The 26,744-nt window shown below is 39.8% G+C and carries 18 protein-coding genes, 13 tRNA genes and 2 rRNA genes; 4 read left to right on the forward strand and 29 right to left on the reverse strand.

What is annotated here, in order from left to right; genetic code table 11:
• The first annotated feature begins 3 nt into the window (after positions 1 to 3).
• On the forward strand, positions 4 to 423 hold the full coding sequence (locus LC455_RS11080) for an acyl-CoA thioesterase (RefSeq protein WP_223590840.1): 420 nt from the start codon (positions 4 to 6) through the stop codon (positions 421 to 423).
• A gap of 183 nt (positions 424 to 606) precedes the next feature.
• On the opposite strand, the gene LC455_RS11085 is transcribed toward LC455_RS11080, so the two are convergent.
• From LC455_RS11085 to LC455_RS11095, 3 genes are all read right to left on the reverse strand, one after another.
• Positions 607 to 705, reverse strand: coding sequence for a putative holin-like toxin (locus LC455_RS11085; RefSeq protein WP_223590929.1), 99 nt, complete (start codon positions 703 to 705; stop codon positions 607 to 609).
• A 96-nt stretch (positions 706 to 801) separates the two neighbouring features.
• Positions 802 to 4,002: a UvrD-helicase domain-containing protein gene (locus LC455_RS11090; RefSeq protein ID WP_223590842.1), complete on the reverse strand. Its 3,201-nt coding sequence runs from the start codon at positions 4,000 to 4,002 to the stop codon at positions 802 to 804.
• Positions 3,995 to 7,003, reverse strand: coding sequence for a PD-(D/E)XK nuclease family protein (locus LC455_RS11095; RefSeq protein ID WP_223590845.1), 3,009 nt, complete (start codon positions 7,001 to 7,003; stop codon positions 3,995 to 3,997). Before LC455_RS11095 ends, LC455_RS11090 begins: the two co-directional genes overlap by 8 nt.
• A gap of 185 nt (positions 7,004 to 7,188) precedes the next feature.
• On the opposite strand from LC455_RS11095, the gene LC455_RS11100 reads away from it, so the two are divergent.
• The gene (locus tag LC455_RS11100; RefSeq protein ID WP_223590847.1) at positions 7,189 to 7,914 is read left to right on the forward strand and encodes a hypothetical protein; all 726 of its coding nucleotides are present in this window, start codon (positions 7,189 to 7,191) and stop codon (positions 7,912 to 7,914) included.
• 49 nt (positions 7,915 to 7,963) lie between these two features.
• Here LC455_RS11100 and dacB read toward each other — a convergent pair whose 3' ends face one another.
• Positions 7,964 to 9,412, reverse strand: a complete 1,449-nt coding sequence (gene dacB, locus LC455_RS11105; protein WP_440446391.1) for a D-alanyl-D-alanine carboxypeptidase/D-alanyl-D-alanine endopeptidase — start codon at positions 9,410 to 9,412, stop codon at positions 7,964 to 7,966.
• Positions 9,413 to 9,564: 152 nt separating this feature from the next.
• Between dacB and LC455_RS11110 the strand changes: the two genes are divergently transcribed.
• Positions 9,565 to 10,389 carry a dienelactone hydrolase family protein gene (locus tag LC455_RS11110; RefSeq protein ID WP_223590852.1) on the forward strand — a complete coding sequence of 275 codons (825 nt, stop codon included), beginning with the start codon at positions 9,565 to 9,567 and terminating at the stop codon, positions 10,387 to 10,389.
• 48 nt (positions 10,390 to 10,437) lie between these two features.
• Here LC455_RS11110 and LC455_RS11115 read toward each other — a convergent pair whose 3' ends face one another.
• From LC455_RS11115 to LC455_RS11170, 12 genes are all read right to left on the reverse strand, one after another.
• The gene (locus LC455_RS11115; RefSeq protein ID WP_223590855.1) at positions 10,438 to 13,032 is read right to left on the reverse strand and encodes a polynucleotide kinase-phosphatase; all 2,595 of its coding nucleotides are present in this window, start codon (positions 13,030 to 13,032) and stop codon (positions 10,438 to 10,440) included.
• Positions 13,029 to 14,381, reverse strand: a complete 1,353-nt coding sequence (locus LC455_RS11120) for a 3' terminal RNA ribose 2'-O-methyltransferase Hen1 (protein WP_223590858.1) — start codon at positions 14,379 to 14,381, stop codon at positions 13,029 to 13,031. The genes LC455_RS11115 and LC455_RS11120 overlap by 4 nt, the downstream gene beginning before the upstream one ends.
• A 150-nt stretch (positions 14,382 to 14,531) precedes the next feature.
• Positions 14,532 to 17,108 (reverse strand): DEAD/DEAH box helicase, encoded by a 2,577-nt coding sequence (locus LC455_RS11125; RefSeq protein WP_223590862.1) that lies wholly within the window; start codon positions 17,106 to 17,108, stop codon positions 14,532 to 14,534.
• Between the two features lie 182 nt (positions 17,109 to 17,290).
• Positions 17,291 to 17,380 (reverse strand): putative holin-like toxin, encoded by a 90-nt coding sequence (locus tag LC455_RS31910; RefSeq protein WP_223590865.1) that lies wholly within the window; start codon positions 17,378 to 17,380, stop codon positions 17,291 to 17,293.
• Between the two features lie 100 nt (positions 17,381 to 17,480).
• Positions 17,481 to 17,672 carry a YbxH family protein gene (locus LC455_RS11135; protein WP_223590867.1) on the reverse strand — a complete coding sequence of 64 codons (192 nt, stop codon included), beginning with the start codon at positions 17,670 to 17,672 and terminating at the stop codon, positions 17,481 to 17,483.
• Positions 17,673 to 17,777: 105 nt separating this feature from the next.
• Positions 17,778 to 20,447, reverse strand: coding sequence for a pyruvate, phosphate dikinase (ppdK, locus tag LC455_RS11140; RefSeq protein WP_223590869.1), 2,670 nt, complete (start codon positions 20,445 to 20,447; stop codon positions 17,778 to 17,780).
• Positions 20,448 to 20,449: 2 nt separating this feature from the next.
• The gene (locus tag LC455_RS11145; protein ID WP_223590871.1) at positions 20,450 to 21,265 is read right to left on the reverse strand and encodes a pyruvate, water dikinase regulatory protein; all 816 of its coding nucleotides are present in this window, start codon (positions 21,263 to 21,265) and stop codon (positions 20,450 to 20,452) included.
• A gap of 16 nt (positions 21,266 to 21,281) precedes the next feature.
• The gene (locus LC455_RS11150) at positions 21,282 to 21,917 is read right to left on the reverse strand and encodes a helix-turn-helix transcriptional regulator (protein WP_263297744.1); all 636 of its coding nucleotides are present in this window, start codon (positions 21,915 to 21,917) and stop codon (positions 21,282 to 21,284) included.
• A 194-nt stretch (positions 21,918 to 22,111) separates the two neighbouring features.
• Positions 22,112 to 22,921, reverse strand: coding sequence for a DNA-formamidopyrimidine glycosylase (gene mutM / locus LC455_RS11155; protein WP_223590875.1), 810 nt, complete (start codon positions 22,919 to 22,921; stop codon positions 22,112 to 22,114).
• Between the two features lie 100 nt (positions 22,922 to 23,021).
• Positions 23,022 to 23,095 (reverse strand) — tRNA-Ile (locus tag LC455_RS11160).
• A 7-nt stretch (positions 23,096 to 23,102) separates the two neighbouring features.
• A tRNA-Gly gene (locus LC455_RS11165) sits at positions 23,103 to 23,176 on the reverse strand.
• Between the two features lie 139 nt (positions 23,177 to 23,315).
• Entirely contained in the window at positions 23,316 to 24,557 is a 1,242-nt protein-coding gene (locus LC455_RS11170) for an esterase/lipase family protein (RefSeq protein WP_223590877.1), read from the reverse strand.
• 280 nt (positions 24,558 to 24,837) lie between these two features.
• Here LC455_RS11170 and LC455_RS11175 point away from each other — a divergent pair, with 280 nt between their 5' ends.
• On the forward strand, positions 24,838 to 25,164 hold the full coding sequence (locus LC455_RS11175; RefSeq protein WP_223590879.1) for a TM2 domain-containing protein: 327 nt from the start codon (positions 24,838 to 24,840) through the stop codon (positions 25,162 to 25,164).
• Positions 25,165 to 25,348: 184 nt separating this feature from the next.
• Here LC455_RS11175 and LC455_RS11180 read toward each other — a convergent pair.
• The 13 genes from LC455_RS11180 to LC455_RS11240 form a co-directional block, all read right to left on the reverse strand.
• Positions 25,349 to 25,430, reverse strand: a tRNA-Leu gene (locus LC455_RS11180).
• Between the two features lie 22 nt (positions 25,431 to 25,452).
• A tRNA-Trp gene (locus LC455_RS11185) sits at positions 25,453 to 25,523 on the reverse strand.
• A gap of 39 nt (positions 25,524 to 25,562) precedes the next feature.
• A tRNA-Tyr gene (locus LC455_RS11190) sits at positions 25,563 to 25,647 on the reverse strand.
• Between the two features lie 18 nt (positions 25,648 to 25,665).
• Positions 25,666 to 25,758, reverse strand: a tRNA-Ser gene (locus LC455_RS11195).
• 18 nt (positions 25,759 to 25,776) lie between these two features.
• Positions 25,777 to 25,853: transfer RNA gene (locus LC455_RS11200), tRNA-Met, on the reverse strand.
• An 18-nt stretch (positions 25,854 to 25,871) separates the two neighbouring features.
• Positions 25,872 to 25,947, reverse strand: a tRNA-Ala gene (locus tag LC455_RS11205).
• A gap of 22 nt (positions 25,948 to 25,969) precedes the next feature.
• A tRNA-Pro gene (locus tag LC455_RS11210) sits at positions 25,970 to 26,046 on the reverse strand.
• A 10-nt stretch (positions 26,047 to 26,056) separates the two neighbouring features.
• A tRNA-Leu gene (locus tag LC455_RS11215) sits at positions 26,057 to 26,145 on the reverse strand.
• 5 nt (positions 26,146 to 26,150) lie between these two features.
• Positions 26,151 to 26,225 (reverse strand) — tRNA-Gly (locus LC455_RS11220).
• A gap of 17 nt (positions 26,226 to 26,242) precedes the next feature.
• A tRNA-Leu gene (locus tag LC455_RS11225) sits at positions 26,243 to 26,324 on the reverse strand.
• A 5-nt stretch (positions 26,325 to 26,329) separates the two neighbouring features.
• A tRNA-Thr gene (locus tag LC455_RS11230) sits at positions 26,330 to 26,405 on the reverse strand.
• A gap of 18 nt (positions 26,406 to 26,423) precedes the next feature.
• A 5S ribosomal RNA gene (gene rrf, locus LC455_RS11235) occupies positions 26,424 to 26,540 on the reverse strand.
• A gap of 87 nt (positions 26,541 to 26,627) precedes the next feature.
• Positions 26,628 to 26,744 (reverse strand): 23S ribosomal RNA (locus LC455_RS11240); the annotation flags it as partial.

A 26,744-nucleotide genomic window follows, 5' to 3' on the forward strand; every position in this document is an offset into this window, starting at 1 on the left:
TTAATGACTATTGGTTATCGTTTTTCGCATCGGTTAAAGGTTCGTTATTCAGAAATTGACGGACAAAAGATTGTGTTTAATGCCCATTATCTGACTTATATCGATGTGGCCGTAACGGAATATTTTCAAGAAGGGTTAAAACTGGAATTGGGACAATCAGATTTTGATTTTGTCCTGGCAAAATCCACTTTAGAATATAAAAAATCCGCCCAATTAAATGACTGGTTAACGATTTGGTGCAAAATGAGTAAAGTCGGCAAAACAAGTATGACAATGAATTGTATGATTACAAGAGAGGGAGAAGAAGACCCCATCCTCTTAGCAGAAATTATTTACGTCAGCTATAATGAAGAAACGAAATCCTCTCAGCCTGTTCCTGATTTTGTCCGCACCCGAATCGAAGCATTTGAAAGTGGCAGCTAATCTATGAGCTGAATCTCACAACCTTTACTTATCACCATTTTGTGGATATAATTTAACTAGAATTTCATATACTAAAAAAGAGCCCCGGCTGGCGGGCCGGAAGCTCTTTGTACAGCATGCTGCAAGATGTGCAGCGGCCTAGAGGAGAATAACTCACCCAACTTAAGCCAAGAGCGGGGTGGGTTATTTCTTTTGTTGAGAAGAAATAACAACTGCTATTACTGCCACAATTAAACTTCCAAAACCAATCATCAGACTGATTACCTCGTAAACAGTTAGCATCAAGCGTCACCCCCCTTCTAAAAAGGAGTGCCGCTGCCACCCGGCTTTTTGCTGTACTTTTTTATTATAATATTCGCTCCTGCAATTGTCTAACTACTAGAGGGCCGCCAATCGATTGGGCTCAAGGAAATAGAGGTATACTCCTTCTACCTTTTCTCCGGTTAACCCTTCCCAGGCATGCTTATAGAAGTTAAGCTGACTAGTATAAAAAACCTGCAGCTTTTCATAGTCCTCGTGCTGCTTAGCTCGGTCCGTTTTGTAGTCAATGATCCTCCAGGTCCCATTCTTTTTGTAGATAAGGTCAATGATTCCATTAACATAATATCGATGAGTATCATCAGGATCCAGTGTAATAAGTGAATAGTGCTGTTGACTCTTTTCTACTTTAAATGTAAACGGCACTTCAGTTAGTATTTCTTCAGCCGCCTGTAAATCGCTCCAAAGTGGAGTCGACCTAAAATTATCCAAATAACGTTTTATTTCCTCTTCTCTTGCCACTGGGAGGTTAAATTTATTAAATGCCATTTTTATATAATGTGACACGTCCATTCCCTGGACTACTTTATCAAAAATATCATGAATGAGTGTTCCCCACTGTTTTCCGCCTCCAGACTCCCGCTCTATCGTTATTTCTGAATAGTCCTTGTCCTTTGTCGGTGTCCAATGGTCATAGGTTTTTTGCTTGCTTTGCTCGAGCCAGGCATTTTTGCTGCCCGTTTTTGATTGGTAATCACTTAGTTTAATCGCAGAGGATGCATCACTCCTTTCCAACCTAACTGGTTCGGGAATTTCAAGCTCCTTCATGTCTTCTATTTCAAAAAGGATGCTCCAAGGATTCTTTTTGTTTCCTCCGTTTGAACTAATGATTAACGCCTTCTCTGCCCGAGTTGCCGCTACGTAAATAATCCGTAGCTCCTCTTCTGTTAAATACTTTAGTTCTTCAGCCTTATGAAGCTCCCACTCTAGAGGAATCGCCACCTCTTTATTGCCATATCCATTTTCTATTGAAAAAGTAAAATACCCAATTGATTGTTGGTCTTCCCGTTTAATATGCTGTGATAAAAAAGATTCCGGACTAACTGCTTTAATAGGATGGGCTAAAAAGACAATTGGCGCCTCCAGTCCCTTTGCCTTATGAACATTCATTAGTCGTACGGCATCCGCCTCTTCTTCCATATTGGCAACGACCGTTTTTTCAAATATCATATCGGTTAAAGCATCCACAACTTGTTTATAGGTGGTATTTCCTTCTGCTTCTTGTTTCCTTAAGGCTTCAATCATTTGCAGCAGACTTTTATACGTCCGTTTGCTGTGTCCATTTCTTAAAAGTAATGGATATAATCCGATTTCTTCGATTATTTTTTCGATGGCTGCAGTAGGAGCTAGTTGACGAATAAACCTTTGACAAAGCTGCAATTTTTCCAGGGCATATTCAAACTTTGCTTTTGTTTCTGAAACTAAACCAAGTGGTACATTCGCATAAATGGAAAAGCGGCCTTTGTTCAATCGCCACTGATACAATTCCTCATCGCTAAAGCCAAAAAATATCCCTCTTAAAACGGCCACAAGGCTGACCTCGTCGGTTGGGTCCAAGAATGATTTCAAGAGAATCCATAAATCTTGGAACTCTGTTGTCTCACCAATAATGACTTCACCGCTTATACTGACCGGAATACCAAGGTCTTCAATCATTTTTGCATACACAGCGACTCCATCGTTGTACCTGGTCAGCACCATGAAGTCTTTTGCCTTATGTCCCTGAGCCATTAGGTGATAAATAGAAGATGCGATGTTTTCGGCATCCTTTAGGATTACTTCTTCTTTCTTCTTGAAATCTGCTGGCACCGAAAGCCTTTTGATTCCAGAAAATCCATTCCCCAAATCTTCGTGATAAGAGATTAATGGACGGTAAGCTGCTTGATAATCGGTTTCAAATTCGGGTAAGTGGTTTTCAAAAACTGTATTTAATTCTTTCGTAACCGTATCTATGGTTCGGAAGTTGGTGGTCAGCTGGAGCACTTCCCCGTCATGCTCCTCCATAAGCTGTTTGACGCGATTGTAAGTATCGATATCTGCCCGGCGAAATCGATAAATGGCCTGTTTAGGGTCGCCGACAACAAATAGGGAGCCTGGTTTTGGCATGCAGTTAGTCCAAACTCTTTCGTTTATATTTTCACCTGTCAAAAAGAACATAATTTCAGCTTGAATCGGGTCGGTGTCCTGAAACTCATCGACCAGCAGGAATCGATATTTTTCTTGGAAATAACCACGAACTTCAGGATTTTCCTTTAGAAGTTTTGAAGTATGCATCATTAAATCCTGAAAGTTTAACAAAGACCTCTGCTTTTTAAGCGTCTCATAAGTTTGTAAGGCTTCCTTTATAAAACTTACAATCTTAGGATGACAGTATTCTTTCCAGGCTTGAAGAAGCGGCTTGATTGTACCTTCAAATACTACACCAATTTTGTCAAAATAAAAATTTGCATCTTCTTTTGAAAGCCAGCGGTTGTAGGTTGGTTTTAAGTTTTTATCAAATAAGCTGAAAATGCCGATGATATCCTTCTCTTTTGGATTATCGATAAACCGACTTTTTTGCAAAGCCGTAACTATGGACTTCTGCAGGGCATCGTACCCTTTACCAGGCTCGTTGTCAGGGACGCATTTTTTTGCCTCTTTAATAAGGTTAATAAAAGACTGGTATTCCGAGTGTAACTCAGGTTTTTGAACTATATCTGTTATCCATTCTACTTCAGAATACTCCTTTAAACGTTTTAACCATGGAAACATCTGGTCTACTGATATTCCGATTTCATCTAATTGGTTAAACTGGCTCGGTGACTCATCCATCAGGGTTTTTAAATAGAGCTGCCAAGCTTCTTCTAATACATCCAAATCATCCGTTTCCTCAAGCTCTTTAAAGGTCAAATCAAGCTGTGCTTCGATTGGACGCTCGCGAAGGAGCTTAGCACAAAAGGCATGGACTGTCCCTAAAAAGCAGCGTTCCAAATTTTGCAAGGCTTCACTTAAGCGGAATTCGGCATCAATGTCGGTTTCCTTCCTCCATACTTCCTCTAATTTGGCTTGAAAACGGACCTTTAACTCGTCTGCTGCCTTTCTTGTAAAAGTAATCGCGACAATTTCCTGAATTTCGGCCGTACCTGTATAAATCAGGTTAACCATACGGTCTACCAAACTGGTTGTTTTTCCAGAACCGGCCCCAGCCTCAACAAGAAAATTCGTTGCAAGTTCAAACTTAATTTTATCGCGTGCTTCTTGGTCGGGAATCCTTTTAGTCATAAGCTCTAACCCCCTTTAATTTTTGATTGGACTGCTTTAATTCCAGGGTTTCTTTTGGATAAAAATGTCGCCGGCAAACAAGCCTGTAATCACAGAACTTACAATCATTTTCGTCATCGGTCATTTCAAAATGACCATGTTTGATTACTTCAATTAATTTTTCTAAAATGTCTAAGCCCTTTGTTCTGAGGGTAATGTCCTGCTTTCGGGAAAATCGCTCCGCCATACCCTTCACGGTCGGAAAATAATAGGCGCTTTCTTCTACGGCACCTTCACCAAGATTTAAATGCTGTTCAACGGCTAAGGCATAAATAAAATGCTGCAGCTGCCGTCCGCCCTTGAATGCGCCATTTTTCTTATAACCATAGGTGCTTCCTGTTTTATAGTCAATGATATGGTATTTACCATCCTTCGATTTATCGACGCGGTCGATGATACCGGAGATTTTAAGTTCGCCTGAAGGAAGAGTGACAATTGCTGGTTCCTGATCGCCAATCCCAAATGAATATTCAAAATGAAGCGGATCGTAATTTTTACCATATTGCTCCTCTTCTTTTAAAAAGATTTCACAGCATGCTAAAATATCCTTTACTTCACGTTGGTAGACTCTTTCATTGGGAGGAGGCAGAAACTCTTTTTGCTGCTTAATTAAGTTTGCAGCAATATCCTGAATCAATTTCAAATGTTTAGCAACTGAAGGTTTTGTGTTGTCCTTCGTCAATGTTTTATAAAAAGTTTCAAAAATACTGTGCAGCAAGCTCCCGCGGGTCGCGGCATCTAGCCATTTATTGGCGTCATATGAAACATCCTCAACAGGTTTTACCTTTAATACTTCTTTTAGGAAGTAGGAATATGCACACTTAGCCAGTGTTTCCAGCTTTCCGGCACTCATGGTTTTTTCATGATTTTGAAGCGGGTCAAATTGTGCTGCATCGATTTTTACAAGTCCGTCGTATTCTGAATAGCCACTTGAATGACGAGCTCTTTCGGCATTCAGACCATTTATGACATTAGGAAAGTGCTGCAAAACCCCATCCGTCATATGACCAGTTACATCTTTCGTTAATTTTTCATTCCAGTAATCTTTATCTTCAAAAATATCATTAGAAATGATAGAGGAAGGCAGTTTTTTTAGCTCTTTGAATTCGGCCTCTTTATTGCCGGTCATCAAACGATAGCATTGCAGCACAACAAAAGCTGGGTTGATGGCCCGATTATCGTTGATATCAAAATTGCAATAGCTGACCGTTACACGCCCTTCCGATTGAGCTAAAACCTGAAGCAGGGTATATAAACTTTCTTGCCCTTTTTCGCGAAGCAGCCGTATGTTGTTTCCTAGCCTTATTCTTTCTGTATCTAAAAGCATTGGGTCTTCACTTGAATTTCCGAGAAACTTCTTATTATCCAGACCAACTACAAAAATATTTGACCGACTGCAATAAATTCCATCCTGATAGGAAGAAACATGGAGATGGCCTGGTTTAGGACGAGATTGATTGACCCGAATAGATAACAGGAAATCCCTTACCTTTTCAATAACCTCATAAATAGACAACATTTCATCTGCATACGGGAGGATTTTTTCAATCGCCTCAAGTAGTGCTGATTTTGATAATTCATCGAAGGCCGACCCCGTTTTACAATTATTCTCAAGAATAAACTTAATTCCAGTTAAGCATTTTTTATAGTTGATGGTCGAATCAAACGGAGGAAGGTTTTTAAAAATGGTTTTAAAACTGCTCCATATCCAATAATGTTCCTTTATACAGTTTTCAAGTAAAGTATTTTTTGCATCTAGGAGAAATTCTTCACTCAATCGATCGATTTCATTTCCAAATCGTTTATCATAGTGGTCAGGTGACCATCCAATTTGAAGATCCCTAAGTATTTTTGCTATTTTCCCTTTGGAAACAACCATTTTATCCAAATCAAAAAATCCTGAATTTATAAATGGGACATTCTTTCCAATTTCAATTAAGCCTTCGTTCAACATATCCAGAAAAACTTGTACACTATAATTGGATTGAATCCACTCCAACAACACTAAAGTCAGCCGGCCTGGACGACTAAAGGTAATAGGAAGGCCGTCTCCAAACGAAATTGGAAGTTCCATCTTTTGTGAAAGTTGATAAAGCAGAGTAATGTAGGCATCACCGCTTGTATAAAAAATAACACTTTCATCTAATGGTTCTTCTGTCATTTTTATTTTTTCTAATACCTGTTTTATTTCCAGCTCTTCTGTTTTTGCCGTAAAAAGATGCAAATCCGCTTCTCCGCTTGCACCATCCTGTTGGTAAAGATAGCTGAGTGAGGTTGGGTCAGCCCAGCGAATGGAACTAAGACTTGTCCCTTCAGGGGTATTGATACCAAATACAGGGGCGAGCGGAAGTTTATAATGCATTTCAGGCAATATTTTACTTAAGAGTATTTCTTCCAGGTACGAAAGACGAAGATTCGACTGTAAAATAAATACCACATGATCATTTATTTTTACATATTTGCTTGCCATTTTTAAAAGAGAAGCTCTGTCGATAAATTCCAGACTATTTATCTTTTCCTCAAATGCTGCAAGAATTTTGTCCATATCCTCCGCTTTGACAGGAGTGATAAAGGCATCCTTCTCTATCGTATCTTTTGTATAACCTGAAAGACGAAGGAGTTGTATGGTGTTGTAGATGGCATGGCTAAAAGAAGGGGTAATTTCCATTCCTTCAAAGTATCGAAGCTTCCCTTTTTCCTTTAGTTCATGCAGCATGGTGTACGTTAATTGAACCCCAATGGAATGGTCCAAAAGCTTGATCTCCTCGTCCGAATTCAATTCGACTAGATTATGCGCAAGGTCGTTCACCGTTTTATACTTTAGATTAATGGCCTGATGGCCTTTTTTTACGAATGCTTCATTGATTTGCTCTCCAATTGAGTGAGAATCGACAATGACGATTTTTTCATTAAAAATATGTTTGGTACAAATTTGGTTTAATTCATTTACTAGAGTTATCAAGCGATCACCACCATATTTTATCTATTAATTTATTATCCCACATTTTTTTCCAATAGCATTACCAAAAATGGGAAAGGCTTAGGAAAAATGTATTGAGGGTTGATTTTTCAGCCATTTATCTCAACATATATTTTAACATATTGGAAATAATAACCTCGATGAACTTTGAGAGGATGCGATGACGGATGTCGTTAGAATGGTTTGACAGAGTTTGCGGGGAATTGCAGGACCATCTAGAGTCTATTTGTGAAGAATATGATCAAGTCGGCCAAATGGCAATTGAAAGAGCCGCTAAACATCCAAGGATAGAATTTTTCGTCGAGACAGCGGATACCGAAACTGATGAACTTGATCGTGAATATTTCTGCTCTCTTTTCTTTGATCCGCAAAACGAAGAGTTTTATATTGATACCTTTGATGTTGACAGCGGTCACACAGCAAAAATCATCCTTTCTGATATCGAGGAGATTATCGAGGAGGTTCACGAAAGTCTTCATGATTACATGAATGGTGAGGATCATTATTCGGATGATGGAGTTTTTCTTCAGACAGATGAGTTCTTTGATAATGAAGAAGATTGTGAAACCGTTGATGATGACGACGAGTATTACCAGGCTGAACAAGTGAACAGCGATGATATTTTTGAGGAAATTGATGTTGATTGGTCTACACCAGAGGTTACGGCTTTCAAGCACGAGGATGAAGTCGAAATTACCTATCAATTTGGTGTCGTTCAAGCAACTGGGGACGGTGTCATCAAGCGGGTGAACCGGATTTGGACAACTGAGGATGAGTTAATCAAGGATGAATCTCATTTTATTTTTAGCAGAGAAGAAGCAAGTACGATTATTGCAATGATTGCAAGTCATATGGATCAATTAAGTGAATTTAATTTTGATGATTATCAATAAAAGGAGGGAGCATGCATTTATCAGCATGCTCTTTCTTATTATTCCTCCCTTATTGGCTGGCTAATATAGAGACAATCCTATCCTCAATTTTCTTGCCCTTCGACTCATCTAAAAGGTTGTTTAACAATATCGAAAAAATCAATGTTTTTCCACTTTTGGTGTGTACATACCCTGACAAAGAGCTGACGGTTGAGATGGTGCCAGTTTTGGCTCTTACTCTTCCTTGAGTGTCCGGATTTTTCATCCTATTTCTCAGTGAGCCGCCTACCATTTTGTCATGGATACCTGATAATGGCAATGCATTAAGATATGATGAATACCATTTTTGCTTTTGTGCATTCCATAACAGCAGCGATAATTGGTTGGCTGAAATCAAATCCACATGGGAAATCCCTGAACCATCTCGTATTACCATTGTCCTCGGATTAACACCTAAGTTTGTCATCTCTGTCTTTAGTACATCCAATCCCTTCTCCCAGCTTCCCTCCCCTTTCACTACCTTCCCCATTTCCTTAACCAATCCTTCAGCAAGAACATTGTTGCTCAATTTGAGAAAAGGAACTAATAGCCTTGAAAGTGGCATGGAATGATGAATGTATAAAATTCTTGCCTTTTCAGGTACCATGCCAGTTTTTATTTTTCCTGTCAATGTAATACCATGGTTTGCTAAAGACTGTTGAAAAAGTGTAACCGCGTAACGAGTAGGGTTCCACACACCAACCCATTCTTTTTCAACTTTCGCTTTCATTGGAATCGTTCCCTCAATCGTAATAGTATTTGTCGCATGCTCACGTTCGACGGTAAGTTTCTTTCTACCATCCTCTTGCACGGTAATTGCCTTGTTTACTATTTTCACATAATCCGTTTTCGGGGTGATTTTCACCATTGGTTTGTCCCATCTATGGATTCCGGGCTGAATCTCCACTTTAATAGACCCTGTATCATAGTCCGTTGTAGGTGAAGCAGTTAAAGCTGATACTTGTGCGCCGTAATAGGCGGTTTCGTCACTCCAGGGCAGATCGAGTGAATAACGAACATCATCGTACCAAGAATCATCGCCTATTAAATTTCCCTTTATTTTTTTAATTCCTAGCTTTTGGATCTCTTCCGCCATCTTATCGAAATCTGTTTTTAAAAGTGTCGGATCACCTTTTCCTTTTAAAAACAGATTTCCTTTAAGTGTTTGCTTTTTCACTGGACCTTCAGCATATATTTCCGTCGAAAAAGTATGGTTTTCACCCAATACGCTGAGTGCAGCGGCAGCTGTTAATAGCTTCATATTGGAGGCCGGCCGCAGCCTTAGATCGCCTTGATACTGATAAATTATATTCCTATCTGCAGCAGAGCGAATGCTGATTCCAGCCATCGACCCTTGCAATGCAGGTTCACTTGATAGTACCTGATTAAGTTGGCTTCTCAAAGAAGATGTGTTTTCATTTGCAAAAACAGTATGCTTATCAGCAACTGATACGGATATCACCATACATAAAAGTACCATGCCCTTTTTTAGCAAACTTTTTCCAGCCTTTCCTTTTTTCTTTCAGTTTGTCCAAAATGCCCCAAAAGATTAAAAATTGATTAATAAGTGGATAATTTAGTTTTTTTCTCCTATATTTAGTAGGAAAGATATTTTTTGTGAGGTGACTTATCATGGCCGTACATACGGAATGGAAAACTTTTAATGGAAAAGACAGCAAGTCCAGGGCATATTTTGCTTCAATCGGACCAGCGCTTGAGTTGCGTCCTGCAGTTATTATCATTCAGGAAATATGGGGAGTTAACAAACATATCCAGGAAGTAGCAGAAAGGTTTGCCGCTGCCGGTTATGTTGCCATTGCTCCAGATTTATTTGCAATTGATGGTGACCGTCCAGAAGAACTAAGTGCTGAGCGGTTAGATGATGCGAAGGATTTTTTACATTCTATTCCCCATTCTTCCTGGTTCAATCCGGATGAGCGGGAAAACGAAATCCTAAAGCAGCCTTCATTACGTCAGGAAAACCTCAGATCGACATTAAATGGATTGTTTGGCTTGCTTAATCCGTCGAAATCCAAGTCACTAGCAGGAATTCTAACAGACACAGCTGATTATGCCAGAACGACATTCGAAAAATCTAAAGGTATGCCTGTCACTTCTGTAGGTTTCTGTATGGGTGGGGCCCTTTCAGCGGTATTAGCGACTTTAGATCAACAACACTCTGGTTCGATTGTATTTTATGGGCGGCCGCCTCAGCAGGGAATTCCGAATATTAATTGCCCAATACTTGGTTTTTATGGTGGAGAGGACCCAAATATTACGAATTTAGTGCCAGGTTTTGAGGAAGAAATGAAAAAGAACGGAAAATCATTCGAAGCAGTCATCTATTCGGATGCAAAACACGCATTCTTCAATGATACGAACCCAACCTATCACGTTACTCATGCCCGCGATGCCTTTGCACGAACATTAAACTTTTTAAACCAGGTAACTAAATAAGAATTTTGAAAAGAGCATCGGCATTTAAAGACCGATGCTCTTTATTCCTTATAATCTAGGATCAATCGGCTCTGCTTCTAGTGCCAATACCCCTAACACACATTCATGATATCGTTCCAGTGATTCCCTTTTTACAAATCTGTTTACTGCTTCAATACCCAGTGAGAATTCCTTCAAAGCGTTCCGCTGCTTTTTACTGGCATTGCGCTTCTTTAGCCTTAACAAATTCTCAGGATCCAAGTAATCGATTCCGTATATGATATGCAAGTATTTCCTTCCCCTGACTTTGATGGCTGGCTGTAAAAGCTTCCCTTTGTTGCGAGCCACAAACGACTCCGGTTTTACCACAAAGCCTTCATGACCATTTTCTGTCATATCCTCCCACCACTGAATCGTATTCTTCATGGAGTCTTCATCCGTTACCACACGATACTCCGTTTCCACGAACAAAGAAGATAACTCACTAAATTCTTTATTTTTCTCCATATGCCAGGTGTGCGGCTTATTAAAAAAGGTCTCGGTGCTGTGGGCTAATGTATGGAAGGGTGCAATTTGAATTCCTTCCAGTCCTTCCGTTTCCCAGCAGTATTTTTGATAAACCTCATTAAAAACAACTGCATTATCAATCTTTTCCTCAGTTTCTCTCAGCCAGTCACCAACGTCCTTACTATTTTCATATGCCATTTGCAGACCGGACCTTAATTTATTTCTATCAATCAGTGCCATTTCACCAACATGTGCATATTGGTTCATGATTAGCTCTTTTGCTTTTAAATTCCACGGGAGGATTTCTGCATCAAGTAAAACGAAGTCGGTGTTGTATTTTTCAAAATAGCCAGCGAGGTCTTTATTTAATTCCTCAAGAATTTGTGTCTCCAGTTTCTTTTGAAAAAAAGCCCTTCCTGTTCTTGTATAAATGGCGCCTAGAGACTCTCTGCCGATTAACTCCTTGGCTGCTTCCTTATTTTTAAATAGAAACAAAATCCCCCGGCTGCCCATATGTTTTTTCTCCACAACCATCGTATCCACGCCATTGGCCAGATAGTATTCAAAGGCTTCCAACGGGTGCTCCAAGTAGCCTTCTAAACTCGATGGTTTTGGTGTCGGGCTCATCGTCGGCGGCAGATAAATAATTTCCTCAAGTGGTAATGTGTAATGGGAAAGATCATCAAGGGCCGATTTGATCCCCTCTTTGTATATCGAAATCTCCCCTATTTGCTCAGTTAACACGGAAAAGCCATTGATAAATTTTCCTAGGTTCGGCGGTGCCAGCCGTTCTCGTTCCCACTTGCGAAGTGGATTGTCCGGAACATTGGCATAATCCCGCTTTGCCTCAACGGAAACGAATTGTTTTTCGGGATAACGATAAGCAGTTAATCGGCCCCCAAACACCACACCTTGGTCGATATTCAGGGTATTATTGACCAGCAGGGGCTGTGGTTTTGGATCATGGCCCCAGATAATTAATTCACTAGATTGATGCTCGATGGTCCAATCTTTGCGGATTGGCTTACCATTTTCATCGAGTCCATCCGAATCACCATACCTGCAAAAATCAGAAATCCGCTGCGATTGTTTGCCAATATAATGATCTCTTATGCCAGCATGTGTGGCAACCGCGACCTTTACTCCATTTTTTTCAATAATTAAATGCGATTTGGCTGCTAATAGTAATTCCTTAGATTCATTCTTTAATTGGTTAGAAGCTTCTTGTCCATACAAATTTTCATATTCTTCAAATTCAGCAGCCAGCTTTTCATCTCCATGTGCGAGCTTTACACTGCGGCCATCGAGCCAACGGGCGATCTTCCAGCCATGGTTACTATCAATCATATAGGCGAGCCCCGTTCCCACATGTTTTTTAAAAAATTGCAAGGTCTCCAATGAACGTGGACCACGGCTCATAACATCACCTAAAGATAATATTCTTCTTCCCTCAGGATGTAAATAATACCCTTCTGCATTTTCTTTATAACCCAGTTTTTCTAATAGCTCGATAAATTCCTCAAAGCAGCCGTGAATGTCTCCGATAAAATCAATACCATTGCCAAGGTTCACAAGCAAAGAATTCTGTTGACGTCCCATTTCCAGAGTCTTAAGTTCTTCTTCATTTAAGATATATGTGCGATGAAAGCCTTCTTTTTTTATGAACCTCATGGTCCTTTTAAATTGCTGGTATTGCTGTTTGATACGATTCTTTCCGCGTGGGTAATCACGATGCTCATCACGTGTTAGGAGCTCTTTTTCTGGAACATTGAAAACAATCGCTACTACGGGAACATGATATTTCTTGCCCATTCGAATATAGCGTTCACGATCGCCTTCTTTTAAATGGGTAGCATCTATAATCGTTAATTTATTTAACCGGCACCGCTTCCCGATTAAGAAGTCCATTGTATCGAAAGCTTCGTTTGAGACGCGGAAATACTCATCATAAAGTACATCTGCTTCGTCCTTTGGCCGCTGATTCCAATTAATATATTCAACATCGCTGACGAGCACACGAAATTGGTCTGAGCTTATCACCTCGGATGATAGAATGCTTTTTTCATTCACTAACCGGTTTAATAATGTCGTCTTGCCGCTATTTGATGGTCCGACTAATAAGACAATGCCTGCATATGGTAAATATATCTTTGTCATGAGTGACTATCCCCCTTTCTGGTAAAAATCGCCATTTGTGTTGGGTGGCCATAGATTGGATGCTCCTCACCTATTCCTTGATAACTTAATTGGTATGGAAACAGACTTGACCAATCCTCACAATTTCTCTTAAACTCTTTTCTAGTCCACTCAAAACGATGGTCAGCGTGTCTCATTTCTTCCTTCATTTCATAAACAGCATTGTATTCCTGGTTTGGGGTAGTCACTATCAGTACACCTGGCCGATAATCTTTAAGGATGGTTTCAAATATTTTAGGAAGCCGATGTTCATTGATGTGCTCGATCACTTCACATAAAATCATTACATCTTTATTTCTAAGGCGATCATCAAAATAAAATAATGAGCCTGTAACTGAAATTGGCTCCAAAAATCCATGTTTTCCTTTTGCCAGTTCAAACCTATCGAGCGCCCTTAAACGAGCTTTATTGGATGGCTCCACAGAAAAGATCTCTTTTATTCCATCCAAAAATCCTAGTTGTACCGAAAGCTTTCCTTCACCTGCCCCCAGGTCGACAATGGATTCTTTTTTTTCTAATGCTTTGACATAATTGATGATTGCTTCATACCGAAGGTCATTTAACCGAATTTTAGATGGTTCATCTATTTTTACAGAATTCGTTTCTTTTTCATAGAATTTGGATTGGGAAATCATGTTTTGAAAGCGTAAAGAGCGCTTTAATATCATTGCTTTTAATGGATGTGATTCTAACCAACCTTCCCCATAGTGGTCCAGCTTTTCAATTTCCCTTTCATCGATAAAATAATGTTTATAGTTATCCATCACAGGAATGAGAATGGAAACATGTCTTAATGCCATTTGCACGGTTTGTTTACCCTTTAATTTAATAAACCTGGCGGAACTTTTTTCACGAATAAAGCTTTGACTACGTTCAATCTCTACCTGGTAACCGATTGGCACAAATAATGCTTCAATTTCCTGGTCACGTAAGTCAGTAGCAATCGGACCAAATGCCAGTTCCATTTCGAACGGATGCCCTACCCATGCATTGAATTCTTCTTTTGGCTTCCCATTTAACGCTGTTCCTAAGGCCTTACGGATGGAGGAGACAAAAATACTGCTCGCTGCAAATTCGCGATCATTTATGTAATGGGTTATATCAAAAAGGTCTGGTGAATTTTTCACTAAATCAATTGGGTCCGGTTTAACATAGATTAACACTTGAACCTCATCTGGCGAGAATTTAGGATAAACAAGCCGAACGGTCAGTCCTTTTTCAACACGCTCATAGAGGTTATTAGGATTTTTGGCTAACAAATGGGACACCACTTCAGCATCTGTGCCCATCACTGTTAATAATAGCTGCATTTTTCACACATCACTTTCCTAAAAAAACATTCATAGACTTATTTTATCAATTATTTCATTAATAAGGAATTAATGGTAAAAGTAAAATTCCGAAATAAACAAAAAAATCCACAAGCTAAAGTGGATTTTTAATGATGAAACTAACTTTTATTAAAATTCTTCATCATTCCAATATTTTCTAAATCTTGCCCGATAGCAAGCATCACAGGTCGGAAATGAATGATCCCATGGAAGTTTCTTGCCGCAGTTTTTACATTTTTTGACGAATTTTTTGATGTCGGTTTTAAGACGTTCCTGTACCTTATCACTTATTTCCTCACGCAGCCTTTCCCAGTACATTGCTTCGGTCCGTTCTCCCAATCGATAAAGGAATAACAAATGCAGACCAATTGCTTTATAGCTAAGCTCTAATTCCTCTAAACTTCGTTCTTTTACAATGGGCTCAGGCATTTGGCTACCACGGATAATCGCATACATGGTATCTTCCCACTGCTGAGTAAGTAAAGGTTCATTTTTGGCAAAGGGCAGGTGTAAGAAGCCATATAAATCGGTTAACGAAAGACGTGCTTCAATTTCTGTACCGGCAATTTTTTCATATAGAATTCGTTCTTCAGACAATGAGGCCTTTTTGGTCCCCTTTGGACTTTCAAATTTCCCCCATAGTTCAAAAAAGGTGCCAAGGTCCCGGTAATAGCGCATAAATCGTTCAAAAACTGAATTGGTCGGCGCAATAGCAAAGGAATGAACCGGCGTATCTTCCTGCAATAATAAATTCCTCATTTTTTTAATATCGCTGGTAAATGCAACCTTTCCGACATTATAGATACCCTTACGCCCGGCACGTCCGGCAATTTGCTTCACCTCTTGAGAATTCAAAAGACGTCTTCTTGTGCCGTCAAATTTTTCGTTTTCTAAAAAAACAATCCTCCGAATCGGAAGGTTCAACCCCATACCTATGGCATCCGTTGCCACAATGACCTTTGTTTTTCCTTTATTAAATTGCTCAATTTGTTTTTTTCTTGTTTCGGGCGGCATACTGCCATAAATCATACTTACCGAATGACCATCATTTTGCAATCGAGAGGCCATCTCCAAAACACGTCTTCTAGAAAAACAAATAAGTGCATCTCCTTTTTTAACATGTTTAATATGGAATTCTTTCGATTCGACATCTAAAGGTGTATCCCGAATGTATTCATGAATTTCAATTTCTGAATCGCCTAAAAGTTCAAGCAGCATATTTTTTGAATTTCTGCTGCCGATAATATGTACTACTTTTGCATTTGCCTTCGTAATCGCTTTATACCAAGCAAATCCCCGGTCCTTATCCGTAATCATTTGTGCTTCATCAATAACCACCACTTCATAAAATTCCTTTTCATGAAACATTTCTACCGTACAGGAAATATGGCTGGCATTTGGATGGATTTTTTCTTCCTCACCGGTCTTCAATGAACAAGGAGTTCCTTCGGCATTTAACTTGTCATATACTTCTAATGCTAATAATCTCAATGGTGCCAAATATAAACCGCTATTAGCCTCTTTCATTTTTTCTAAAGCATGATGGGTTTTGCCTGTATTTGTTTCCCCAATATGCAGCACATAGCGGGATTGTCTTTGTAAGGAAGGATCATATTCGGCACCAAAAATGTCCTTCATAATCCTTTCTTCTTCTGCTTTTTTCCTCTCTACCTCTGCTTGTTCTTCCGCTTGTTTCCGTTCTCGTTCTTGAAGATCCTGTTCAAACCTTTCTTGATGAACAGACAAGTCAAATGGAATCTCCACCAGTTTTAATAAATCAGATAGGTATTCAGCCTGGATATCCTCAATAAAATATCCCTCTACATCATAAAGAAGTTCTGTTATACTCCCTTTCACAAAGGAGGGCGTTAATTTTTCATGAAAAGTTTCAAAAAACTCTTCCAACAGAACAAGAGGTAGCCCTTCCAATACTTTTTGAGGAATCAGTTCTGAAAGGTAATCTGAAATAAGACCTTCATAAACATAGAAGTATGTCTGATATTCAAAGTAGCTTCTGCCCCAATTTAGCGTTTTATGGATATCTCCAGTTAATTCCTCAAAAAAAGTCCCGACGGTCGTATAAGCCGAAGGGTTAAACGCACCTTCATCCTCTAATTTTTCTTCAAGAGCAAACGTATCTACAGATTTAAACTTCACATTGTTTTTTATATCGGCAGCTATCTGCTTTGCTACAAAATATCTGACATATAAATAGAAAATCTGATATTTCTCTTCTAAAATTAGAGCTGCTTCTTCCTCAATTTCATTCTGAATATTTAGCTTTTGTTCTTCAAACTGCTGTTTCTCTTCTCTTTTAATAAAATTCTCCTTCGCTATCTGATATCGTTTTGTCCATTCCTCATCTTGATTCTGAAAGCATTCTTTTAACCATGATATAACGTTAAAAGTCTGATATGTTCTCATTTCATCGCGAAAAAGCTTGTTGATGAGTTTGCGGTCCACTCCTTGAACTTCAAATCCTTTTTCACTTAAAAACTGCTTTTTTTCATTTTTAGGAACATCATTCGTGGATTTATTTAGCCAGACATTGATCCAAAGCTGTTCAAGATAGTGGCTTCGGTCGGATAGATACTGCTCGAAGGTTGGCCCTGATTCCTTGGTTTCCAAATATCGATCAATATCTTCATATACTTTCATTTTTGTATGTTCTATCGCTTGAGGATAAATGGTTATTAATTTACTCATTTCGTTCTCACCTCAATATTTCTTTTTTCTAAGAAGTTATGTATAATGTTAGTATAGATTCTCATATAGTAAAAAAGACCGAGCATGACTAGACGACTCGGTCATGCAATAGCTGTTTCCCTAAGGGGAATCGGCATATAAGGCAGTAATCCACCGCTTATGCTTGCCGGCTCAAGGGTGGATTATTTTTTTTTGTGGAAAGACAGAACCGTGACAATGAGACTAGCAAAGGAAATAGCTAACATCAATGCTTGAAAAACTGTCAAAAGCATCACCTCCTTCCAATCGGAAGTGTGCCGCCCACCCTTGAGAAATTCAATTCTATTGCATTTTTAATTATAGCATTTATCTCTTTATCGAACAAGCGTTCTGTTAAATGTTATGTAAATCGCAATATCGGTCCACTAGGTCCTCGATTTGATCTAATTCAGGAAATTTTCCAGAAAACTGAAATTGAATTTCCTCTATGAAATGATCTTTGTTATAAACATGTATGGCTCCATTTTGTTGAATTATACTATACTCTGGTACAAACCGGTACCCGTTCCGTTCAATTGCCCCCATATCATTACTCCCTTTTCCATGATTTTTTTTAGTATAAGCAGAAAATAAAAGTATAATCCCATTAAAAGAGACGGTACCTATTAAGGTAACCGTCCTAGTTTAGAGTTAAGCTGTTGTATAAACCTCTTCTTTATTTAACTCATGACGAATTGTTGCCTGTGCAGCTGCTAATCTTGCGAGCGGTACACGGTACGGCGAGCAGCTGACATAATCTAAGCCTGTTCGGTAGCAGAAATCAATTGAACTCTTTTCACCACCATGTTCACCGCAGATACCTGTTTTTAACGACGGCTTTGTGCTGCGGCCAAGCTTAACGCCTGTTTCAACAAGCTTACCAACACCATCCTGGTCAAGTACTGCAAACGGATTTTCTGGGAGTACTTTGTTTTCAATATACGCCTGCAGGAATTTTCCTTCGGCATCATCTCGGCTGTATCCGAAGGTTGTTTGTGTTAAATCATTCGTTCCAAAAGAGAAGAAATCCGCTTCTTCAGCAATTTGATCAGCCGTCAATGCAGCACGAGGGATTTCAATCATCGTTCCTATTGTATATTGGAACGTTTTCCCTGTTTCCTCTTGAATCTTAACTGCCGCATCAATAACCAGCTGGCGCATCTGCTTTAATTCATTCACATGGCCAACAAGCGGAATCATGATTTCCGGCTGTACTTCCATGCCTTTTTCCGCAAGCTTTGCTGCTGCATAGAAAATCGCCTTCGCTTGCATATCATAAATTTCTGGATGAATCATACCAAGGCGGCAGCCGCGGTGGCCGAGCATTGGATTGAATTCATCTAATTGTCGAACCTTTTTAAGCAATAGTTCTTTTTTCTTCAATTCAGGAGATTGCGGGTCTAAAATTTGCAGCTTTGTCACTTCTACTAAAAGTTCCTCTTTATCTGGTAAAAATTCATGTAATGGCGGGTCTAGTAAACGGATGGTTACCGGGAAGCCTTGCATCGCTTCAAAAATTCCTTCAAAGTCGCCTTGCTGCATTGGCAGAAGCTCGTCTAGTGCTTCCATTCTTTCACTGTAATGCTCCGCTAATATCATTTTTTGGACAATTGGAATCCTCTTCAGGTCCATAAACATATGTTCCGTTCGGCAAAGCCCTATTCCCTCTGCCCCAAATTCAAACGCTTTTTTTGCATCCTCTGGATTATCGGCATTAGCTCGAACACCTAATTTTCGTTCTTGGTCGGCCCAAGCCAGCAGCAACTGGAATTCATCTGAAAGCTCAGGGTCAATCATTGGAATTTCTCCTAGCATAATTTCGCCCGTTGAACCGTCGATGGTAATAATGTCGCCATAGTGAACGACGGTTTCACCAACCATAAATTGTTTGGCTTTTAAATCAATTTTCAACGCCTCACAGCCGCAAATACAAGCTTTCCCCATTCCGCGGGCGACAACTGCTGCGTGGCTGGTCATTCCGCCGCGGCTTGTTAAAATCGCTTGAGAAGCTACGATTCCATGAATATCATCAGGAGTTGTTTCCGGACGAACGAGAATTACCTTTTTCCCATCATTCCCAAAAAGTTCTGCTTCATCGGCATCAAAGACTACCTTACCTGTTGCCGCTCCTGGGGATGCTGGCAAGCCCTTTGCTAATATTCTTTTTTCAAATTTGTCATCAATGCGGCGGTGCAGCAATTGATTTAATTGATCGGGATCGACGCGAAGCAGCGCTGTTTTCTTATCAATTATGCCTTCTTCTACCATTTCAACTGCAATTCGAATCGCCGCTTGAGCCGTACGCTTGCCGTTACGGGTTTGAAGAATGAAAAGTTTGCCCCGTTCAACCGTAAATTCAATGTCTTGCATTTCTTTGTAATGCTGCTCAAGCCGTTTGCAGGTATCGGCAAATTGCTTGTAAACCTCGGGCATTTCATCCTTTAAAGTGGCAATCGGCTGCGGTGTACGAATACCAGCGACCACATCCTCACCTTGGGCATTAATTAAGTATTCACCATAAAGTACGTGTTCTCCAGTAGAGGGATTTCTAGTGAACGCAACGCCTGTTCCCGAATCATCTCCCATGTTGCCAAACACCATACTTTGAATATTAACAGCTGTTCCAAGATGATCAGCAATTTTATTGAGACGGCGGTAAACAATCGCCCGTTGGTTATTCCAAGAGTTAAATACCGCATTAATAGCAAGGAAAAGCTGCTCTTTTGGATCCTGTGGGAAGTCTTTTCGCGTATGCTTTTTGACAATTCCTTTGTACCCTGCAATAACTTCCTGCCAGTCCTCTGCGGTCATTTCAGGGTCAGAGGAATAGCCTTTTTGTTCGCGGGTTTCTTCTAAAAATTGTTCGAAGAAATAAGTATCGATTTCAAGAACGACATTACTAAACATTTGAATAAAACGACGGTACGAATCATAGGCAAAACGAGCATTATTTGTTAATTTTGCCATACCAACAACTGTTTCATCATTCATTCCAAGATTTAAAATGGTATCCATCATCCCTGGCATGGAAAAAACTGATCCAGAACGAACAGATACGAGTAAAGGATTTTGAGGATCACCTAATTTTTTGCCCATTTTTTCTTCTAAACGGGTCAGAGCTTCTAAAGTTTGCTTTTCTACGACTGTTGGGATGGTTTTGCTAGCTTCATAGTAGGCGTTACATGCTTGAGTCGTAATCGTAAAGCCATACGGGACTGGCAAGCCAATCCGAGTCATTTCTGCTAGATTTGCTCCTTTTCCACCTAGCAATTCTCTCATATCGCCATTACCTTCGTGAAATAAGTAAACGAATTTCTCCATGATTAAAAGCTCCTCTCTTTTTTCAACACGTCTAAAATTAACCCCGCAGTTTCTTCTACTGCTTTATTTGAAACGTCAATAATTGGACAGCCAACCCGCTTCATAATTTTTTCAGCATGATCGAGTTCGTCTAAGATTCGCTGGAAGCTTGCATAATTTGCCTGCGATCCTAGCCCCAAAGCCTTTAAGCGCTCCTTGCGAATTTCGTTTAATTTATCTGGTGATATGATTAAGCCGATACAATTTTTCCGCGGAACTTGAAACAATTCATCTGGCGGCGGTACTTCTGGAACTAAGGGTACGTTTGCGACCTTAAAGCGCTGGTGAGCTAAATACATCGACAAAGGTGTTTTGGAGGTTCTTGAAACTCCGATTAGGACTATATCAGCTTTGGTAATCCCCCTTGGATCACGGCCATCATCATATTTTACGGCAAATTCAATCGCTTCAATTTTCTTGAAATATTCCTCATCCAGCTTTCTCATTAACCCTGGGCGATGATGCGGCTGCTTATTGAACCTTGTTACGAATGCATTCATCAAGGGACTAAGTAAATCAACTGCTAAAATACTCTCTTCGGAAGCACGTTGATCTAAATATTCCTTTAATGAAGGAATAACAATGGTATACGCAATAATGGAGTGACCCCTTTTTGCCAGCATGATGACGTCTTCAATATCCTCAAAGTCATCTACATAGCTATTTCGGCGGATTTCAACCTGTCCTCCATTAAATTGTGTTGCCACTGCTTTTACTACAAACTCAGCCGTTTCCCCTACTGAGTCAGAAACTACATAGACAACCTCTTTCTGTACCAAAATGACGCCTCTCCCCTTAGTGTGATTTTTCTTCCATAATTTCTAAATAGGCTTTCGTAATCGTCGTTTTTGTAATTCGTCCCACAAGCAAATATGTATTATTTTGCTCTTCCTTTACAACTGGTAAGGAATCTATGTGGTTATTAATCATTTTTTTCGCAGCTTCAAGCAGAGTTTCATCTGGATGAATTGTGATGATATTCGGCATCCTCGTCATGATCACACTGACCGGTAATTCATGAAGATTCCTGTTTCCTAGTGATGCTCTGAGCAAATCTTTACGGGAAATCACCCCTGCCAAATGCCCTTCTGTATCTACGGCATAAAGGGTACCAACATCTTCTAAAAATAATTGGACTATTGCGTCGTAAACTGAAGTCGATTTTTCAACTACAATTGGATGTGCTTTGTAGTCCGTCACTTTTTGATGGATAAATTCCTTAGCTTGAAGCTTAACTTCATAATTATCATTAAAAAAATAACCGACTCTTGGTCTTGCATCCAAATTTCCTGACATGGTTAAGATAGCGAGATCTGGCCGTAATGCTGCCCTTGTTAAAGATAATTTCTCGGCAATTTCTTTCCCAGTTATTGGTCCATTCTGTTTTACAATTTCAAGAATCTCATCTTGGCGTTTCGTTAGTTTAATCATTAACACCCCCTCACTTTTCCTCTAGGTGTCCTATTTTATAGGATAATTTTAAATGTGTTATACTTATTTGTATATAGTATATTACATTTAACACAAAACCGAAACAATAACTTATACTTTTTTTGATAAAAAAGGAAACTATTTATTCTGAATATTTATATTTTTAAAAAATAGTCCCGCATTTGATCGCGGGACTATTTCTGACAATCAGGACAATAAAAGGTTTTCCTAGAAGAAATCATTTCTTCGATGATTTTCGCTCCACACCTTGTACATGCCTCACCTTTTCTGTCATAAACTTTGCGTATTTTATAAAAGCTTCCAGTTAACTTGTCGCCATTATAAAAAGGATTTTCAAGGTATCCTCCATGTTTTAGGGCTTCCTGCAGGACGAATTTCATGGATTGGTATAACTGACTTCGACCCACTTCGTTAATGTCATCGATATCTTTTGTTGGTAAAATCTTTGCATGGAAGCATATTTCAGCAGAATAGCAATTGCCAATACCAGCAATGAATTCTTGATCCAGTATCGTTGTTTTCAAGCGACCATGTTTTTTTTTGATTCTTAATAAAAAATCATTTACTGTGAAATCGTTTGACAGAGGTTCGGGTCCCAAATGGGAAAGCTCCTTTTCGACTTCTGATTGACTATAGAGATGAAGATATCCTAGTCTTAAACCGATAAAATACAAATGATTTAGCCCAAACGATAACCGGATTTGAACCGTTCGTTTTGGTTTTTCCGCTTCAGATCCATAAAACATCCAGCCTCCGAGCATTAAGTGTAAAAGAAGGATTTGTCCATTTTGCAGTTGAAAAAGCAGATGCTTACCACGCCTGCTTATATTGAGGACCTTTTGCTGCTTAATGGTATTGATAAATAGTGTAGGATTAAGATTAATTGATTTTTCCCTATTTACTTGAACATCGGTAATAATCTGACCAGCTATTCTTTCGTTTAACAAGATTACATAGTTTTCCATTTCTGGAAGTTCTGGCATCTCATGCTCCTCCATTTTAAAGATCCATTCCTCTGAATTATTTTCCCCAAAGACACAAAAAAACCGAACAAAATTGTTCGGTTTCTCTAAAACGAAATGATGGGCCTAAATGGACTCGAACCATCGACCTCACGCTTATCAGGCGTGCGCTCTAACCAGCTGAGCTATAGGCCCAAATGAATGGAGCGGGTGATGGGAATCGAACCCACAACATCAGCTTGGAAGGCTGAGGTTTTACCACTAAACTACACCCGCATATTTATTTTTCAACGACGTATTTAATTATAACAGTAATTTATTTATTTGTCTATATCCAATTAGTATATAATAAATCTAAGGTCTTTTGATTAACCGAACACTAATTTTATTTTGGTATCCGGTCAATCAATTTAACTCATTTTGGAAGTCCATGGAGTTGATTGGCGATTTTTAAATAGTAGTCATTAATTTGTCTAATTCCAATTACATGAGCTTCACTTAATCCAACAAAATCGAAGTGATCCCAAGTAAATTGAACTGGATAATAGTTCCATACTCCCTTTTGAATCGTGCCGTCAAAAAGCTTATTTGCCTGTCCGAATGGAAATTTGGAAGATTTCACGTTAACAATTCCATCATTTTGCCACCAAGACTTGTCAATCACAGGTGAAGGGTTTGTTCTTGTATAAGATCCAATGAACAGACTTGAATCCCATAACAGAGGGGTCATGGTTGGCAGCGGATAATAATGACCAGTCAAAAGTCCTTTATAAGAGGCATCTCCAGTATATGATAAATAGTAAACATCTTGCTGGGTTTTCACCCAGTTGTTAAGTTCAGCAGCTCCGACAGTGTTTAAATCATACGAACTTATATCTTTACTTGTCCAAACTGAGCTGTTCATGACACGATTCATATAAGTAAGGAAGGATTCTTCAGGGCTTCGTTTCAATCCCCATTGGTCCATCTTGAAATCATAAACGATATTGTCTCCGCCTGCCCCTGATAAGGCGGCAAAATCAGTAACCATACTATTAACAAGAGTTTTTACTCTTTCTGCATCCGCATACGTGGAACCATTATTGGGAGTAGCCAGGGTTGTAACACTATGGACCCAATGCTTCCCCCCTTCAAAAAGTGGAGAAATTCCTTCCTCAGGGTGCGCCTTATAATATTCAAGTTCGGACTTGCTTCCATTTTCCAATAGTTCTGTCAGCGTTCTGATAGTTTGTCCGCCCATACTATGCCCAACAAGATGAATTTTATTTTTACCATTCCATTCGCTATAGAGGCCAGGAAAAGTCTTTCCATACCTTGCGTGCCCAAATTCTTTTGCATGGGCAGCCCCATAGTCAACCGTTCCTCCTTTAATATAGTAATAAAGTTCCACCGCCCTATCCCAGTTACTAGAAATTGGTCCAACCGCAGCAGTATACGTTCTGTGTCCGCTGTTATTCAAATATTGTTCAAGGTCATTCATGCCTCCCCAATATTTGAAGCCAAACAATTCATCTCGTCCCCATCCTGTTAGCCCATGTACCAATACAATTGGATAATCATTACCAGAAGATTCAGCTGTTGAAGACGATTCAGCACTTGCTGAGAAAGCTGGCATGAGCAAGCTGCAGAAAAAAAGTGATGATAAGACATACCGCATTTATGATACCCCCTTTGATAAATATTTACAATTTTCTGAATTACAGTTTTATTTTAAAAGAAAACAAATAAAAAAGGACCCTACAAATGTAGGAATCCTTTTATACTATAAATTTCCATTCATTTATTCATTCCGTTTTTCGGAAACAAACGACGATGTTCATGGGTGAAAATACCTATTTTTACTATTAACTACTAGTGAAGCATTTCGTATTATGAGTTAAGATTACCCTTGTTAGAAATTTAACGTTCCGAAATACATTCATTGGAGTTGACATATATTGAATAACCTATTAATGAAAAAGGATTTATCGGCAGAACAACTTGCAATGATAAATAGTGAAATGAACAAAAAACAAAAATCAAAGGGAATTGCTTATGCTCTTTGGTTCTTCTTAGGTACTTTCGCTGGACACCGTTTTTATTCAGGTGATATCGGACGAGCGATCCTAATGCTATTATTTGGATGGGCGACATTATTTATTTGGAATTTTGTTGATGTATTCTTTATTGGAAAAAGAATTGAACAAAAAAATGAAGAACTTGAAAACAATATTATTATGACTGTTAAAGCTTTATCAAACAACAAAAGTGCAGCTACTGCATGATAAATGTAAAGTTATTAGGGTAGTTCCTAATCAGGAACTGCCCTTTTTGTTTCGAAACTAATTTGTTTTTTACACTAGGGTTTATTTGTTGAAGATATTTTTCAGGACAAAAAGCGACCCATTTAGCTAAATAAAAAGACTTTCAACAATTAGGTTGAAAGTCTTAATCCATTTACATTTTTAATACCGATGGTCGGGGTCGAACCGACACTCCTCACGGAACACGATTTTGAGTCGTGCGCGTCTGCCAATTCCGCCACATCGGCAAAGAGATAATAATAAAAATAACAGGGGCAGTAGGAATCGAACCCACACTGAAGGTTTTGGAGACCTTAGTTCTACCTTTAAACTATGCCCCTATGTTATTGAAAGTTATTTTCGCTAACGCGAAAAAACTTTGGTGGAGGGGGACGGATTCGAACCGCCGAACCCTGAGGGAGCGGATTTACAGTCCGCCGCGTTTAGCCACTTCGCTACCCCTCCAAAGAGGATTAAAAAATATGGCGGAGGAAGAGGGATTCGAACCCCCGCGCGGTTTAACCCGCCTGTCGGTTTTCAAGACCGATCCCTTCAGCCGGACTTGGGTATTCCTCCGTTTTAAAAAAAACATTTTGGTAGCGGCGGAGGGGATCGAACCCCCGACCTTACGGGTATGAACCGTACGCTCTAGCCAGCTGAGCTACACCGCCAAATATATTATTGAAATATGGTGGAGCCTAGCGGGATCGAACCGCTGACCTCCTGCGTGCAAAGCAGGCGCTCTCCCAGCTGAGCTAAGGCCCCATAATTTTTGAAAATTTCTGACTGGTCGGGAAGACAGGATTCGAACCTGCGACCCCTTGGTCCCAAACCAAGTGCTCTACCAAGCTGAGCTACTTCCCGTCGTATTAAGTGGTGCCGAGGACCGGAATCGAACCGGTACGGTAGTCACCTACCGCAGGATTTTAAGTCCTGTGCGTCTGCCAGTTCCGCCACCCCGGCACTTTTGGAGCGGAAGACGGGATTCGAACCCGCGACCCCCACCTTGGCAAGGTGGTGTTCTACCACTGAACTACTTCCGCATTATTAATTTAAATAGTGCGGGTGAAGGGAGTCGAACCCCCACGCCTTGCGGCGCCAGATCCTAAGTCTGGTGCGTCTGCCAATTCCGCCACACCCGCATAAATGGTGCCGGCTAGAGGACTTGAACCCCCAACCTACTGATTACAAGTCAGTTGCTCTACCAATTGAGCTAAACCGGCAAAAATATTAAGAAAACAGCCTGGCAACGTCCTACTCTCACAGGGGCGCGTGCCCCAACTACCATCGGCGCTGAGAAGCTTAACTTCCGTGTTCGGTATGGGAACGGGTGTGACCTTCTCGCCATAATTGCCAGACTATTTACTTAAGGGTTCATTCCCTCAAAACTAGATAATGCAGAAGAAGTTTGTAAAAACGAGTTCACCTTCATATATTCATATGACTTGGTTAAGTCCTCGAACGATTAGTATCAGTCAGCTCCACACGTCACCGCGCTTCCACCTCTGACCTATCAACCTGATCATCTTTCAGGGTTCTTACTAGCTTGACGCTATGGGAAA

The sequence above is a fragment of the Neobacillus bataviensis genome, assembly GCF_019969725.1.

What these genes read in the sequence shown, in the direction of transcription:
- LC455_RS11110 (WP_223590852.1), top strand. Translation starts at nt 9,565, where the DNA reads ATGGCCGTACATACGGAATGGAAAACTTTTAATGGAAAAGACAGCAAG.
- LC455_RS11090 (WP_223590842.1), bottom strand. Translation starts at nt 4,002, where the DNA reads ATGACTAAAAGGATTCCCGACCAAGAAGCACGCGATAAAATTAAGTTT.
- LC455_RS31910 (WP_223590865.1), bottom strand. Translation starts at nt 17,380, where the DNA reads ATGCTTTTGACAGTTTTTCAAGCATTGATGTTAGCTATTTCCTTTGCT.
- ppdK (WP_223590869.1), bottom strand. Translation starts at nt 20,447, where the DNA reads ATGGAGAAATTCGTTTACTTATTTCACGAAGGTAATGGCGATATGAGA.
- LC455_RS11080 (WP_223590840.1), top strand. Translation starts at nt 4, where the DNA reads ATGACTATTGGTTATCGTTTTTCGCATCGGTTAAAGGTTCGTTATTCA.
- LC455_RS11150 (WP_263297744.1), bottom strand. Translation starts at nt 21,917, where the DNA reads ATGATTAAACTAACGAAACGCCAAGATGAGATTCTTGAAATTGTAAAA.
- dacB (WP_440446391.1), bottom strand. Translation starts at nt 9,412, where the DNA reads ATGGTACTTTTATGTATGGTGATATCCGTATCAGTTGCTGATAAGCAT.
- LC455_RS11135 (WP_223590867.1), bottom strand. Translation starts at nt 17,672, where the DNA reads ATGGGGGCAATTGAACGGAACGGGTACCGGTTTGTACCAGAGTATAGT.
- LC455_RS11100 (WP_223590847.1), top strand. Translation starts at nt 7,189, where the DNA reads ATGTCGTTAGAATGGTTTGACAGAGTTTGCGGGGAATTGCAGGACCAT.
- LC455_RS11085 (WP_223590929.1), bottom strand. Translation starts at nt 705, where the DNA reads ATGCTAACTGTTTACGAGGTAATCAGTCTGATGATTGGTTTTGGAAGT.
- LC455_RS11170 (WP_223590877.1), bottom strand. Translation starts at nt 24,557, where the DNA reads ATGCGGTATGTCTTATCATCACTTTTTTTCTGCAGCTTGCTCATGCCA.
- LC455_RS11120 (WP_223590858.1), bottom strand. Translation starts at nt 14,381, where the DNA reads ATGCAGCTATTATTAACAGTGATGGGCACAGATGCTGAAGTGGTGTCC.
- LC455_RS11115 (WP_223590855.1), bottom strand. Translation starts at nt 13,032, where the DNA reads ATGACAAAGATATATTTACCATATGCAGGCATTGTCTTATTAGTCGGA.
- LC455_RS11125 (WP_223590862.1), bottom strand. Translation starts at nt 17,108, where the DNA reads ATGAGTAAATTAATAACCATTTATCCTCAAGCGATAGAACATACAAAA.
- mutM (WP_223590875.1), bottom strand. Translation starts at nt 22,921, where the DNA reads ATGCCAGAACTTCCAGAAATGGAAAACTATGTAATCTTGTTAAACGAA.